The organism is Paeniroseomonas aquatica, from assembly GCF_030409335.1.
In the GTDB taxonomy this organism is placed as follows: Bacteria; Pseudomonadota; Alphaproteobacteria; order Acetobacterales; family Acetobacteraceae; genus Belnapia; species Belnapia aquatica.
In genome coordinates, this window is record NZ_JAUFPN010000191.1 from 106,017 (window position 1) to 120,398 (window position 14,382).

The window sequence follows — 14,382 nt, forward strand, 5'->3', positions numbered from 1 at the left end:
ATGACCATGCAAGGATCGAAGCCGGCAGCGCTCCCGCCGGTCGTCTCCACCCCGGTCTTCGCGGCGATGCCGAAGGTCTCCCGCCTCCGGCCCATCATCGCCCAGGTGCTGCCGCCGCTGCTGGTGCTGGCGGTGCTGATCGCTGCCTGGCAGTTCCTCGCCAGCGGGCCGAACGCGACCCTGCCGCCGCCGACCAAGGTCTGGGCCGATGCGCGGGACCTGATCGTCGACCCCTTCTACGACCGGGGCGGGCTGGACAAGGGACTGTTCTGGCATCTGCTGGCGAGCTTGCAGCGCGTGGCGCTCGGCTTCGCGCTGGCCGCCGTCGCCGGCATCCTGCTGGGACTGCTGGTCGGGACTTCCGACTTCGCCATGCGCGGGCTCGACCCCATCTTCCAGGTGTTGCGGACGGTGCCGCCGCTCGCCTGGCTGCCGCTGGCGCTGGCCGCCTTCCGGGAGGCGCAGCCCTCCGCGATCTTCGTGATCTTCATCACCTCGATCTGGCCAATCATCATCAATACCGCGGTCGGCGTGCGCAACGTGCCGCAGGACTACCGCAACGTCGCCGCCGTCATCCGCCTGCGTGGCCCGGCCTTCTTCTGGAAGATCGTGCTGCCGGCGGCGGCGCCCTACATCTTCACCGGGCTCAAGATCGGCATCGGCCTGTCCTGGCTGGCGATCATCGCGGCCGAGATGCTGATCGGCGGCGTCGGCATCGGCTTCTTCATTTGGGATGCCTGGAACAGCTCCAACCTCTCCGACATCATCGTGGCGCTCACCTATGTCGGGCTGGTCGGTTTCGCGCTGGACCGGATCGTGGCGCTGGCCGGCCGCTTCGCCACCCGCGGCACCTCGGCCTCGTAAAGGAGAGCAGGATCATGGAACGCTTCCTCGAGATCTCCCAGTTGTCGGTAGCCTTCCCCAAGGCGCCGGTGCCGGTGCTGCGGGAGATCGACCTGCAGATCGCCCGCGGCGAATACGTCGCCGTCATCGGCCATAGCGGCTGCGGCAAGTCCACTTTGCTGAACGTCATCGCCGGGCTGCTGCCGGCAACCGCCGGCGGCGTGGTGCTGGAAGGCCGCGAAATCGACGGCCCCGGCCCGGACCGCGCCGTGGTCTTCCAGAACCACAGCCTGCTGCCCTGGCTGACCTGCTACGAGAACGTCAGGCTGGCGGTCGACCAGACCCTGTCCAGGGCGATGTCGCGCGCCAAGCGGCATGAGTGGGTGCTGGAGAACCTGGCGCTGGTGCGGATGACGGCGGCGAAGGACAAGCGGCCGAACGAGATCTCGGGCGGGATGAAGCAGCGCATCGGCATCGCCCGGGCGCTGTCGATGAAGCCGAAGGTGCTGCTGCTGGACGAGCCCTTCGGTGCGCTGGATGCGCTGACCCGGGCGCATCTGCAGGACCAGGTGATGGCGATCCATGCGAGCCTGGGCACCACCGTGGTCATGATCACCCATGACGTGGACGAGGCGGTGCTGCTCTCCGATCGCATCGTCATGCTGACCAATGGGCCGAACGCCCGGGTCGGCGAAATCCTGGATGTGGATTTGCCGCGGCCGCGCGACCGGCTGGCGCTGGCGGCCGATCTGCGTTTCGTCGCGGCGCGGACGGCGGTGCTGGAATTCCTCCACGCCCGGCACACCAACCCGGCGCTGGCGGCGGCCTGAGCGACGCCATGCGCCTCCTCGTCATCGGCGCCGGCCCGGCCGGCACCCGCTGCGCCGTGCGGCTTGCGGAACGGTTGCCCGCTTCGGCCGTGACCCTGGCCGGGGCGGAAGCCGCGCTGCCCTATGACCGGGTGGCGCTGTCGAAGCTGCTGGCCGGCGATGCCACCATGGAGGGGCTGATCACCCATCCGCTGGCGCTGCTGCGCGGCTTGGGGATCGTCTACCGTCCGGCGACGCCGATCGCCGCCATCGACCGTGCCGCCAGCGAGGCCGTCACCACCCGCGGCGAGCGGCTGGGCTACGACCGGCTGGTGCTGGCGACCGGCTCCTCGGCCATCCGACTGCCGCTGCCAGGGGCCGCGCTGCCGGGAGTGGTGCTCTACCGGGACATGGACGACGTGCGGGCGATGCTGCGGGCCGCGGCCGGCGGCGGCGCGGCGGTCGTCATCGGCGGCGGGCTGCTGGGGCTGGAGGCGGCGGTCGGGCTGGCCGCGCGGGGGATGAAGGTCACGGTCGTGCATGCGGTGGGCTGGCCGATGGAGCGGCAGCTGGACCCTGCGGCGGGGGCGCTGCTGACCCGGCGCCTCGGCCTGCGCGGCATCCACTTCGCCATGCCGGCCAGCACCGTGGGCATCGAGGGCGATACCCGCGCGACCGGCGTACGGCTCTCCGACGGGCGCGTGGTGCCGGCCAGCCTGGTCGTCATGGCGGTCGGTATCCGGCCGAGCGTGGCGCTGGCGCGGGAGGCCGGGCTGCCGGTCGGCCGGGCCATCACGGTGGATGATGCAATGCGGACCGCGGACCCAGCCATCCATGCGATCGGCGAATGCGCCGAGCATCAGGGGCGCTGCATCGGCCTGGTGGCACCGGCGCTGGAGCAGGCGGAGATCGCCGCCCGGGCCATCGCCGGGGTGGCCTGCGCCTGGGCGCCGCGGGCCGAATCGGCCGCGTTGAAGGTCTCTGGCACCGCGGTCTGGTCGGCGGGCGACATCGCCACCGCGGGCGATGACTGCATCGTGCTGCGCGATGATGCGGAGGAGCGCTACCGGCGGCTCTCGCTGCGCGACGGCCGGCTGGTCGGCGCGGTGCTCTATGGCGACACCGCGGATGCCGGCTTCTACCTCGATCTCATCACCTCCCGCCGCAGCGTGGCGGGGTTCCGGTCGGTGCTGCCCTTCGGCCCGGCCTTCGTGCGGGAGGCCGCGTGATGCCCGATGATGGGTTCAACCCGGAGCAGCAGGAATACCTGAAGGGCTTCATGGCCGGGGTCGAGGCGCGGCGTGGGGCGCTGACGCCGGCCGCCGGCAACGGCGGCGCACCGGCCGATGCGCTGCGCACGGCGCAGGACCGCACGCTGGCCGCCGGCGGCAAGCTGGTGCCGCAGGAACAGGCCAAGCGCGACCGGCACCCGCTGGACCGTTGGGATGAGCTGACGGCGCGCGCCGCCGAGGGCAAATTCCCCAAGCCGATCGATGATTTCATCGGCCGCTTCCACGGGCTGTTCTTCGTCGGCCCGGTGCAGAACAGCTTCATGTGCCGGCTGCGCATCCCCGGCGGCATCCTCAACGCCTGGCAGTTGCGGGGCGTCGCCGATATCGCGGCGGAGTGTGCCGGCGGCTATGCCGACGTGACGACGCGGGCCAACCTGCAATACCGCGAGATCCCGGCGGAGAAGGGGCCGGAGGTGGTGATGCGGCTCGGCGAGATCGGGCTGCTGCCGCGCGGCACCGGGGCCGACAACATCCGTAACATCACGGCGAGCCCGACCGCGGGCATCGATGCGGCGGAGCTGGTGGATACCCGGCCGCTGGTGCGCGCGCTGCACCACCATATCCTCAACACCCGGGACCTCTTCGGCCTGCCGCGCAAATTCAACATCTCCCTCAGCGGCGGCGGCGCCGTCGAGGTGCTGGAGGAGACCAACGACATCGCCCTGGCCGCGGTCGAGACGTCGGAGGGCATCCGCTTCCGCCTCAACCTCGGCGGCATCACCGGGCACCGGGATTTCGCGCGGGAAACCGGCGTGGTGGTGGCGGAGGCCGAGGTGGTCGCCGTCTGCGACGCCATCCTCCGCGTCTTCATCGCCGAGGGCGACCGCACCGACCGGGCCAAGGCGCGGCTGAAATACGTGCTGGACCGGATGGGGGTGGAGGGCTTCCTCGCCGCGGTCGAGGCGCGGCTGGGTCGGCGGCTGGCGCGGCTGCCGGTGCTGGGCACGGCGCCGGCGCCGGCCAAGCATGGCCATGTCGGGGTGCAAGCGCAGAAGCAGCCGGGGCTTCGCTACATCGGCGTCACCATGCCGCTGGGGCGGCTGACGGTGGCGCAGCTGCGGGGCCTCGCCGATGTCGCGCAGGCGTTCGGCAGCGGCACCATCCGGCTGACGGTCTGGCAGAACCTGCTGATCTCGGACATCCCGGAGGCGCAGGTGCCGCAGGCACGCGCCGCCATCGCCGCGCTCGGCTTGGGCTGGGAGGCAAGCGCGGTCCGCGGCGGGCTGGTCGCCTGCACCGGCGCGGCGGGCTGCAAATTCGCCGCCAGCCATACCAAGCAACATGCCGCGACGCTCGCCGATTTCCTCGAGGCGAACATCGCCCTCGATGCGCCGGTCAACATCCACCTGACCGGCTGCCACCATTCCTGTGCGCAGCACTACATCGCCGATATCGGCCTGCTCGGCACCAAGGTGGAGCGCGGCGAGGACATGGTCGAGGGCTACGACCTGCATGTCGGCGGCGGCGCCGGGCCGGCGCAGAAGATCGGCCGGATGATCCGGAAGGGCGTGGCGCAGGACGAGCTGGGGCCGGTGGTGCTTGGCCTGCTGCGGGCCTGGCTGGCGGGCCGCGACGGCCCCGGGGACAGCTTTCATCTCTGGTCGGCACGGCAGACCGATGAGGCGCTGGCCGGCCTCCAGGTCCTGGAGGACGCATGAACGCCATCTCGCCGATCCCCGGCCCCGCCCCGGTGCCGCTGATCCCCGACAGCGCACCCTTCAGCCCGGCGCAGCGCGCCTGGCTGAACGGCTTCCTCGCCGGGCTCTATGGCGGCTCAGGTGCCGCGACCCAGGCGACCCCCGTCGCCGCGCCGGTGGAGGAGTTTCCCTGGCACGACCCGGCGCTGGAGCTGGAGGAGCGGCTGGCGCTGGCCGTGGCCGCGCCGCGGCCGCGCAAGCTCATGGCGGCCATGGCCCAGCTCGATTGCGGCCAGTGCGGCTATATCTGCCAGACCTATGCGGAGGCCCTGGCCACCGGCGCCGAGACCTCGGCCGGGCTCTGCGTGCCCGGCGGAAAGCCGACCAGCAAGGCGCTGAAGGCGCTGCTGGCCGAGGCGGCTCCCGCCGCGGCACCGGTCTCGGTTGCGAAGCCCGCCGGTCCGGTGGGCGAGGCGATCGGCTTCGTCGCGGCGAAGCGGCTGACCGGGGATGGCTCGGCCAAGGATGTGCGGCAGGTGGTGCTGGACCTCGGCAGCAGCGGCCTCGCCTACCAGCCCGGCGATTCGCTCGGCGTCATCGTCGAGAACGACCCGGCGCTGGTCGATGCGGTGATGGTGGCGCTCGGCGCCGAGGACGCGCTGCGGCCGACCCTCAGCGTGGAAAAGGACATCGCCCGGCCGCTCGACCGCACCACGGACCTGCTGGCCGGCGCGGCGAAGGACCCCCGCGAGGCGGCGATGCTGCGCAAGCTCTCGGACGGCGACGATGATGCCGAGCCGAAGGAGGCCGATCTGCTGGACCTGCTGACGGCCTTCCCCTCGGCCCGGCCACCTGTCGCCGACCTCGTCGCATCCTTGCCGGCGCTGAAGCCGCGGCTCTATTCCATCGCCTCCTCGCCGCTGGCGGTGCCGGGGCAGGTGGAGCTCTGCGTCGGCGTCGTGCGGGCCGAGCGGCGGGGCCGGGTGCGGGACGGCGTCGCCTCCTGCCACCTCGGCTTCCGCGCCGCGCCCGGACTGCCGCTGAAGGCCTATGTGCAGACCAGCCATTTCCGCCTGCCCGTCGATCCCGGAACGCCCATCATCATGGTTGGGCCGGGCACCGGCATCGCGCCCTTCCGCGCCTTCCTGCAGCACCGGGTGGCGACCGGGGCCCGCGGCCGGTCCTGGCTCTTCTTCGGCGACCAGCGCGGGGCGACCGACTTCCTCTATGGCGAGGAGCTGACGGGCTGGCAGAAGGACGGCGCGCTGACCAGGCTCTCGCTCGCCTGGTCGCGCGACGGGGCAAGGAAGGTCTATGTCCAGGACCGCATGCGGGAGGCGGCCGGCGACCTCTGGCGCTGGCTGCAGGATGGTGCGCAGTTCTACGTCTGCGGCGATGCCTCGCGCATGGCGAAGGACGTGGATGCGGCGCTGCGCGGCATCGCCATGCAGCAGGGCGGGATGAATGCCGACCAGGCGCGCGACTGGATCGTGGCGCTCGCCCGCCAGCATCGCTACCAGCGGGACGTCTACTGATGGCCGAGACGCGCAGCACCTGCCCCTATTGCGGCGTCGGCTGCGGCGTACTGGTCTCGCCGGCCGGTGCGGTGCGCGGCGACCCGGAGCATCCGGCCAATCGCGGCCGACTGTGCAGCAAGGGCACCGCGCTGGGCGAGACGCTGGACCAGCCGGGCCGGCTGCTGCACCCGGAAGTGGATGGCCGCCGGGCGAGCTGGGATGCGGCGCTGGATGCGGTGGCGGAGGGCTTCCGCGGCGCCCTGGCGGAGCATGGACCGGCCGGCGTCGCGCTCTATGTCTCGGGCCAGCTGCTGACCGAGGATTACTTCGCCGCCAATAAGTTCGCCAAGGGCTTCCTCGGCACCGGGAACATCGACAGCAACTCCCGTCTCTGCATGGCCAGCGCCGTGGCGGGGCATCGCCGGGCCTTCGGCGAGGATATCGTCCCCGGCATCTACGAGGATCTGGAACTGGCCGACCTCGTCGTGCTGGTCGGCAGCAACCTCGCCTGGTGCCATCCGGTGCTGTTCCAGCGGCTGCAGGCGGCACGGGCCGCGCGGCCGGAGATGCGGGTGGTGGTGGTCGACCCCCGCCGCACCGCCACCTGCGAGGGTGCCGACCTGCACCTGCCGCTGGCGCCCGGCAGCGATGTCGCGCTGTTCAACGGGCTGCTCCGGCACCTGCATGCCAGCGGCCGCCGCAGCGAGGCCGCCGGCCTGGACGCCGCGCTCGCCGCCGCCGGGGGCGGAACGGGGGGCGAGACGGGGATCGACCCGGCCTTGCTGACCACCTTCTTCGCCTGGTTCGCCGCGACGCCGCGGACGGTGACCCTGTTCAGCCAGGGCGCCAACCAGTCCAGCAGCGGCACCGACAAGGCCAATGCCATCATCAACTGCCACCTGCTGACCGGCAGCATCGGCCAGCCCGGCGCCGGCCCCTTCAGCGTGACCGGCCAGCCCAATGCCATGGGCGGGCGGGAGGTCGGCGCCCTGGCGACCACGCTGGCCGGCCACCTGGATTGGGACAACCCGGCCGAGGTCGAGGCCCTGCGTGGCTTCTGGCAGGCCCCGAGTCTCGCCGCCGGTCCCGGGCTCAAGGCGGTGGAGCTGTTCCAGGCGGCCGGCGAGGGGCGGATCGGTGCGCTCTGGATCATGGCGACCAACCCGGCCGTCTCGCTGCCGGACGCCGCTGCGGTCCGCGCGGCCATGCGGCGGGTCCCCTGCCTGGTGGTCTCGGAATGCGTGCGGGAGTCTGACACCGTCGACCTGGCCCGCATCCGCCTGCCGGCCCTGGGCTGGGGCGAGAAGGAGGGCACCGTCACCAACTCCGAACGGGTGATCAGCCGGCAGCGCGGTTTCCGCCCGGCCCCCGGCGAGGCGCGGCCGGACTGGTGGGCCGTCGCCGAGGTCGCCGCCCGGCTCGGCTGGGGCGAGGCCTTCGCCTGGGAGGGTCCGGCGGCGATCTTCCGCGAGCATGCGGCGGTGACGGCGCTGGCCCGGCCGGCGGCGCGCGCCTTCGACCTCTCTGGCCTCGCCGGCCTGACGGATGCGGACTACGGCACCCTGCCGCCGACCCGCTGGCCCGTGGCGCGCCCCGGTGAGGCCGGAGGGCGGCTCAGCCCCCCCGCCCGCTTCGTCGCCACCCCCAGCCGCCCACCGGCCCATGCCACCTCCCCGGCATATCCGCTGCGGCTGCTGACTGGGCGCCTGCGCGACCAGTGGCACAGCATGACCCGCACCGGCGCGGTACCGCGGCTCATGGCCCATAGCCCCGAGCCGGTGGCGGCGATCAACCCGGCCGATGCCGCCGGGCTGACCGACGGCGGCCTGGCCCGCGTGGCCAGCGCCTGGGGCAGCGCCGTGCTGCGGCTGCGGCACGACCCGGCGGTGGCCCGCGGCGCGGTCTTCGTGCCGATGCACTGGACCGACCGCTTCGCCCCGGCCGCGCGGATCAATGCAGCGGTGAACCCGGCGGTGGACCCGCACAGCGGCCAGCCCGAGCTGAAGCACACCCCCGTCCGGGTGGAGCCGGTCGGAATGGCCTGGCACGGCTTCGCCCTGGCGCGCCGGCCGCTGGGCACCGCGCTGGCGAACTGGACCGCGCTGCTGCCCGCGGCCGACGGCGTCTGGCGGCACGAGTTGGGCGGTCTGGAGGCCCCGGCCGAGGCTTTCGCCCGGCTGCGGGTCCTGCTGGAGGAGCCCGATGCCGCCTGGGTGGTGCTGGAGGACCCCGCCGCCGGGCTGCACCGCGCCGCGCTGCTGCGGGACGGCAGGCTGCTGGCCTGCCTCTTCCTCGACCCGGCGCCGGCACTCCCGGCACGGGACTGGCTGGTCGGCCTCTTCGCGGATGCCCGCATCGGCAGCGACGCCCGCCGGGCGCTGCTCGCCGGGGCGCCGGCGGATGGCCCGGCCCCCTCCCCCACCATCTGCGTCTGCCACGGGATCGCCGCCGCCGGCATCTGCCGGGCCATCGCCGCCGGTGCCGATACCCTGGCCCTGGTCGGCGAGGCGACGCGGGCCGGCACCGGCTGCGGCTCCTGCAAGCCGGAGATCGCCGCACTACTTGTGGCGCAGAGAATCCCGGAGCCCGCCTGATGCAGCATTTCCCCGTCTTCCTCGACCTCCAGGGCCGGCCGGTGCTGGTGCTGGGCACGGGGGAGGTTGCGGAGCGCAAGGCGGCGGCGGTGCGGGAAGCAGGCGCCGCGGTGCGCTTCGCCGCCACCTTCACCCCGGAGCTGCTGGAGGGCTGCGCCCTGGCGATCGGGGCCGATGCGGCGGAGGCCGAGCTGCAGGCCCTGGCGGTGGCCTGCCGGGCCCGTGGCGTGCCGGTCAACGTGGTCGACCGCCCGGGTCTCTGCACCGCGCTGATGCCCGCCATCATCGACCGGGCCCCGGTGACCGTCGCCATCTCGACCGGCGGCGCCGCCCCGGTGCTGGCCCGGATGGTCCGGCAGAAGGTCGAGGCGGTGCTGCCGCCCGAGCTGGGCCGGATCGCGGCCCTGGCCGAGCGCTTCAAGTCGGCGGTGCGGCGGCGGCTGCCGGACCTCGCGGCGCGGCGGCGCTTCCTCGATGGGGTGCTGGGCGGCCAGCCGGCCGAGCTGGCCGCGGCGGGGCGCGAGGCGGAGGCCGACATGGCCTTCGCCGCCGCGCTGGACGCTGCCGACCTGGCCCTGCCGGGGATCGTGCACCTGGTCGGTGCCGGTCCGGGCGCGCCGGACCTGCTGACGCTCCGGGCGCTGCGGCTGCTGGGCGAGGCGGATGTCATCGTGCATGACCGGCTCGGCACCGAGGCGGTGCTGGAGATGGCCCGGCGCGACGCCGAGCGCATCTTCGTCGGCAAGGCCCGAGCCAACCACTGCGTGCCGCAGGCGGACATCAACACGCTGCTGGTGCGGCTGGCCCGGGAGGGCAAGCGGGTGGTGCGGCTGAAGGGCGGGGACCCCTTGATCTTCGGCCGCGGCGGCGAGGAAGCCGAAGCCCTGGCCGCGGCCGGGATCGCCTGCGAGGTGGTGCCCGGGGTGACCGCGGCGCTGGCCTGCGCCGCCGGCGCCGGTATCCCGCTGACGCATCGGGATTGCGCCCGCGCCGTCACCTTCGTCACCGGCCACCGGCGCGACGGCGGCGTCGACGTGGCCGGGCTGGTCCGACCGGGCCAGACCCTGGCGATCTACATGGGGATCGCCACCCTGGGGCCGCTGCGCGAGGCGCTGGTGGCCGAGGGCCTGGACCCCGCCACCCCCGCCGCGGTGGTGGAGCGCGGCGGGACCGACCGGCAGCGCGTGCTGCGCGGCACACTGGAGAGCATCACCGCCGAGGCGCCGGCCTGGGTGACCGGCGGCCCGGCGCTGCTGCTGGTGGGCGAAGTGGTCGGCCGTAGTGCCCGGGGCTGGGCCGCGGCCGCCTAGGCCGGGAGGACGCGTTCCAGCGGCAGGCCGCGGCAGTCCATCTCGTATTCCAGGTCGACCACCGGCGGGCGGCAATGCTGCCAGGTGACGCCGTGCCGGGCGGCGCCGCGGGCGACCAGCTCCTCGCCGAGGAAGGGGTGGATGTCGTGCACGGTATAGACCTGCACGGCGGTGGTCTTCGACCAGTCGGCGCCGAGCGCTTCCATGCGCCGCTCCATCTCGCCTAGCACGTATTGCGCCTTGGTGCGGATGCCGGCCGGGGTCAGGTCGCGGAAGGCGATGGTATTCTCGGCATAGGTGCCCTTGCCCTCCACGCTCTCGCCGCTGCCGGCGACGACGAAGCTGGGGGCGGCCTCGGCGTCGGGCACCGCATAGCTGAAGGCATGGAAGCTCGGCACCCCCGGCGGGGCGATCGCCGGGCAGACGTTGCTGCGGGCGACCGGGTTGCGGCCGTCGAACAGCACGCCCCAGTCCTCCAGCACCGCGGCATAGGCTTGGTTGAAGCTGCGGAAGCCGTCCTCGGTGAAGGGCGCGGGGGAACGCAGCTCGCAGGCGCAGAAGGCGGTCAGCGGCAGGCCGAGCGTGCCGAGAAGCGCGGCGATGCGGTTGAATCCCTCGTCCAGCGGCACCGGCTCGGCGAAGCGCGCACGTTCCAGGCGCCAGCCCGGCAGCGCGGCGACCCCGCCGGAGTACTGGAAGACGGCGGGAATGAAACGGTAGCCGGCCCCGGGCCGCTCGATCGTGCTGTACATGCCAAGCCTCCTGCGTCGGGCTATGGTGCCACCGAAACCTGCCGCCGGGAGCCCCCACCGTCATGCCGACCCCCCGACGCGCCGCGGTTCATCGCGTGCCGATGCGCCATCCCGGCGACACCGCCGCCATCGAGGCGCTGTTCGACAGCGGCGCCCTGGATCCGGCCGCCGTGGTGGCGATCCTCGGCAAGACCGAGGGCAACGGCTGCGTCAATGATTTCACCCGGGCTTATGCGGTGCAGGCGCTGTCGCACATGCTGGCGCGGCGGCTCGGCACCACCGCCGAGGCCATCAGGGCGGGCATCGCCCTGGTCATGTCCGGCGGCACCGAGGGCGGGCTTTCGCCGCATTTCCTGGTTCTGGCGGTGACCGCGGGCGAGGCCGCGAACCCTTCCGGGGCGCTGGCCATCGGCATTGCCTTCACGCCGGATTTCGCCCCCGAGGAGATCGGCCGCATGGCGCAGGTCGATGCCACCGCCGATGCGGTCCGCCGGGCCATGGCCGAGGCCGGCATCAGCGATCCGGCCGGCGTGCACTACGTCCAGGTGAAATGCCCGCTGCTGACCAACGACAGCATGGCCCAGGCCCGGGCGCGCGGCGCCGCGGTGGCGACCGAGGACACCTATGCTTCGATGGGCCTCTCCCGCGGTGCATCTGCCCTGGGCGTGGCACTCGCGCTGGGCGAGGTGGCGCGGGTGGAGGCAGGGGGCATCGGCCGGGACTGGAGCAAGTTCTCGGGCCGGGCAAGCGCTTCGGCAGGGGTCGAGCTGGAGCGCAACGAGGTGATCGTGCTCGGGAATTCGATGGCCTGGGCGGGCGACCTGCGGATTGCCCATGCGGTGATGGACGATGCCATCGACCTGCCGGCGGTGCGGCGTGCGGTCGCGGCGGTGGGCATGCCTCTCGAGGAAGGCCAGGTGCCCGCCGCGATGGCGGATTGCCTTGTCGCGGTACTGGCGAAGGCGGAGCCCTCGTCCAGCGGCCGGATCCGCGGCCAGCGGCACATCATGTGGGACGACAGCGACATCAACGCGACGCGGCATGCCCGGGCGCTGGTCGGCGGCGTCATCGCCGGGGTGGTGGGACGGACGGATATCTTCGTCAGCGGCGGCGCCGAGCATCAGGGCCCGGATGGGGGCGGGCCGGTCGCGGTCATCGCGCGTCCGGCCCGCGTCTAGCCGCTTACCGCGACGGGGTCGGGTTGCGGTTCGGGTTCACCTCGTTCTCGGGATGCGCCCCGCTGACATTGGTGCCGGCAACCTCGTCGAGGCCGCGCGTCACCTTCGTGCCGGGCGGGTTGCCCGGGGTGCCGTCCGGTGCGGTCGAGCCGGCGGTCCGCTCGTTGCCCGGGCGGGCGCCGCTGACATTGGTCCCGGCCACGTCGTCGAGGCCACGCGTCGCCTTGGTGCCGGGCGGGTTACCGGGAGTGCCGTCCGGCGCGGTCGCGCTGGCGTTCCGCTCGTTCTCCGGATGGGCACCGCTGACATTGGTCCCGGCGACGTCATCGAAGCCGCGCGAAAGCATGGTGCCCTTGGGATTGCCCGGGGTGCCATCCGGCGTGTCGCCGAGGCCGCTGCCCATGCCGGAGCCGAGGCTGCCGGCCGCCGGCGTGGTGCCGAAGCCGGTCGCGGCCGCGGTGCCAGCGGTGCTGTCGTTGCGGGTCCAGCCGGCTTCGCCCCAGCTGCCAGTGTTCACGTCGTGGTCCTGCCCGTTGTGGCGCAGCATGATGGCCTCGGCCTCGGCCGCCCGGCTCTCGTCCACCCGGAGGGTGACGAGGTTGCCGCCGCGGCGGACGCCTTCGGCATAGACCTCGGCCTGCTCCTCGCCGATGCCCGCCTGGGTCAGGGCGCCCAGCAGGCCACCCGCCGCCGCGCCGACGCCGGCGCCGGTGATCGCCGCGACCAGCCAACCGGCCGCCACCAGCGGGCCGACGCCCGGGATTGCCAGGGCGCCGATGCCGGCCAGCAAGCCGGCGCCACCGCCGACCAGCGTCCCGAGCGTCGCGCCGGTGCCGCCGCCGGTCGCTGCGCCGGTCTCGCCGGTGGCCTCGGTCGTGGTGCCGTCCTCGGCGCCGCGGGCGAGCAGGCTGATGTCGTCGTGCTTGAAGCCGGCAGCCTCAAGGTCACGGACGGCCGCGGTCGCGTCCGTGTAGCTGTTGAAAAGCCGCGCGATGGTACGGTTCGCCATGGGTCAATTCTCCTTGTTTGTGCCGCTTAGCGGGTCGAGACGTTGCCCTGGTAGTCGAGCGAGACGGAGACCTGCTGGCCGTTGCGCTGCGCACGGCCGCGCCAGATGCCCTGGTCGTCTTTCTGCAGCCCATCGACGCCGGTGAAGCCCGCGGCCTCGATGCGGTTGCGGGCCTGGCCTTCGGTGAAGCTGTTGGCACCGGCGACGGGCGCATCGCTCGTGCGGGTGCCGCTGTCCATGGTGGCGGCGGGCGGCGCGGTGCCTTCGGTGCGGGGCGCGGCCGTGGTGGCGCCGGTGCGGGCGTCGGGCGCAGCCACGCCCGGACGCGGCGCGGTGCGATCGGGAGCCGCGGGCGCGACCTGCGCATAGGCCGGGACGGAGAGGATGGCACCCAGCATGGCCAGGCGGAGGATCTTGCTGTGCATTCTTGATGGTTCCCGTGTGATTGTCTCAGCGTGTCCGGCACGCTATCGCCGACCCTAACGGCCAGCCGCCGGAAGCGTTCCCGCAGGCCGCCTTCCTCAGGGTTGGCCCACGAAGCTGTCACACTGCCGCGGATCGCCGGCCTCGAGCCCGCGGCGGAACCAGCGCACCCGCTGCACCGAGCTGCCATGGGTGAAGCTCTCGGGCACGACGGTGCCGCGCGCCTGACGTTGCAGCCGGTCGTCGCCGACGGCGGCCGCGGCGTTGATGCCTTCCTCGATGTCGCCCTGCTCGAGCACGGGACGCTGCTGCTGGGTCCGGTTGGCCCAGACCCCGGCGTAGCAATCCGCCTGCAACTCGACGCGCACCTGCAGCGCGTTGGACTCGCGCTCGCCCTCGCCGCGGCGCTCCGCCTCCACCCGGCGCAGGGTGCCGATCTGGTTCTGCACGTGATGGCCGATCTCGTGCGCGATGACGTAGGCACGGGCGAAGTCGCCCGGCGCATTCAGCTTGCGCTCCATGTCGCGGAAGAAGTCGAGGTCGAGATACACCTTCTGGTCGCCGGGGCAGTAGAAGGGGCCGGTCGCGGTCTGGGCGAAGCCGCAGGCCGATTGCGTCCCGCCGCTGTAGAGCACCAGGTTGGGCGGCTGGTAGGTATTGCCGCCGCGGCGGAAGATGTCGGTCCAGACATCCTCGGTGGTGGCCAGCACCTGGGCGACGAAGCGGCGGCTGCCCTCCTGCGCCGGATCGGGCTGCCCGCCCTGCTGCTGCTGCGCGACCTGGCCGTTGGGCGCCTCGCCACCGCCGCCCGAGAGGATCACCGAAGGGTCCACGCCGAAGAACAGCGCGACCAGCACCAGCACCACGGTGCCGATGCCACCGCCGGCGATTCCGATCGGCAGGCCGCCGCCGCCGCTTCCGCGCCGGTCTTCCACATTGCCGCTTTCGCGCCCATCACCGAGCCGCATGACCCCATCCTCCGCCTGCGGCGGGAGAACAGCGGGACCGGCGGATAGTT

The 14,382-nt window shown here is 73.2% G+C and carries 12 protein-coding genes; 8 read left to right on the forward strand and 4 right to left on the reverse strand.

Features of this window, described 5'->3' with window-relative positions:
- Genes ntrB through cysG form a run of 7 tightly spaced genes read left to right on the forward strand, consistent with a single transcriptional unit; the run spans nt 1 to nt 10,002 of the window.
- Entirely contained in the window at nt 1–864 is an 864-nt protein-coding gene (ntrB, locus tag QWZ14_RS23535; protein WP_290319389.1) for a nitrate ABC transporter permease, read from the forward strand.
- Between the two features lie 14 nt (nt 865–878).
- Entirely contained in the window at nt 879–1,673 is a 795-nt protein-coding gene (locus QWZ14_RS23540) for an ABC transporter ATP-binding protein (RefSeq protein WP_290319390.1), read from the forward strand.
- A gap of 8 nt (nt 1,674–1,681) precedes the next feature.
- On the forward strand, nt 1,682–2,881 hold the full coding sequence (locus QWZ14_RS23545) for an NAD(P)/FAD-dependent oxidoreductase (protein WP_290319391.1): 1,200 nt from the start codon (nt 1,682–1,684) through the stop codon (nt 2,879–2,881).
- Nucleotides 2,881–4,602: a NirA family protein gene (locus tag QWZ14_RS23550; protein WP_290319392.1), complete on the forward strand. Its 1,722-nt coding sequence runs from the start codon at nt 2,881–2,883 to the stop codon at nt 4,600–4,602. The genes QWZ14_RS23545 and QWZ14_RS23550 overlap by 1 nt, the downstream gene beginning before the upstream one ends.
- Complete coding sequence (locus QWZ14_RS23555) at nt 4,599–6,116, forward strand: sulfite reductase subunit alpha (RefSeq protein ID WP_290319393.1); 1,518 nt, start codon at nt 4,599–4,601, stop codon at nt 6,114–6,116. Before QWZ14_RS23550 ends, QWZ14_RS23555 begins: the two co-directional genes overlap by 4 nt.
- Nucleotides 6,116–8,692, forward strand: coding sequence for a nitrate reductase (locus QWZ14_RS23560; protein ID WP_290319394.1), 2,577 nt, complete (start codon nt 6,116–6,118; stop codon nt 8,690–8,692). The genes QWZ14_RS23555 and QWZ14_RS23560 overlap by 1 nt, the downstream gene beginning before the upstream one ends.
- Nucleotides 8,692–10,002, forward strand: coding sequence for a siroheme synthase CysG (cysG, locus tag QWZ14_RS23565; protein WP_290319395.1), 1,311 nt, complete (start codon nt 8,692–8,694; stop codon nt 10,000–10,002). Before QWZ14_RS23560 ends, cysG begins: the two co-directional genes overlap by 1 nt.
- Here cysG and cnbZ read toward each other — a convergent pair.
- Nucleotides 9,999–10,754, reverse strand: coding sequence for a 2-amino-5-chloromuconate deaminase CnbZ (gene cnbZ / locus QWZ14_RS23570; RefSeq protein ID WP_290319396.1), 756 nt, complete (start codon nt 10,752–10,754; stop codon nt 9,999–10,001). The genes cysG and cnbZ overlap by 4 nt on opposite strands.
- Nucleotides 10,755–10,816: 62 nt before the next feature.
- Here cnbZ and atzD point away from each other — a divergent pair, with 62 nt between their 5' ends.
- Nucleotides 10,817–11,932: a cyanuric acid amidohydrolase gene (gene atzD / locus QWZ14_RS23575; RefSeq protein ID WP_290319397.1), complete on the forward strand. Its 1,116-nt coding sequence runs from the start codon at nt 10,817–10,819 to the stop codon at nt 11,930–11,932.
- Between the two features lie 4 nt (nt 11,933–11,936).
- Here atzD and QWZ14_RS23580 read toward each other — a convergent pair whose 3' ends face one another.
- The 3 genes from QWZ14_RS23580 to ypfJ form a co-directional block, all read right to left on the reverse strand.
- The gene (locus tag QWZ14_RS23580) at nt 11,937–12,941 is read right to left on the reverse strand and encodes a hypothetical protein (protein ID WP_290319398.1); all 1,005 of its coding nucleotides are present in this window, start codon (nt 12,939–12,941) and stop codon (nt 11,937–11,939) included.
- Nucleotides 12,942–12,967: 26 nt separating this feature from the next.
- Nucleotides 12,968–13,366 carry a hypothetical protein gene (locus tag QWZ14_RS23585; protein WP_290319399.1) on the reverse strand — a complete coding sequence of 133 codons (399 nt, stop codon included), beginning with the start codon at nt 13,364–13,366 and terminating at the stop codon, nt 12,968–12,970.
- Between the two features lie 96 nt (nt 13,367–13,462).
- Nucleotides 13,463–14,332 (reverse strand): KPN_02809 family neutral zinc metallopeptidase, encoded by an 870-nt coding sequence (gene ypfJ, locus QWZ14_RS23590; protein ID WP_290319400.1) that lies wholly within the window; start codon nt 14,330–14,332, stop codon nt 13,463–13,465.
- Between the last annotated feature and the right edge of the window lie 50 nt (nt 14,333–14,382).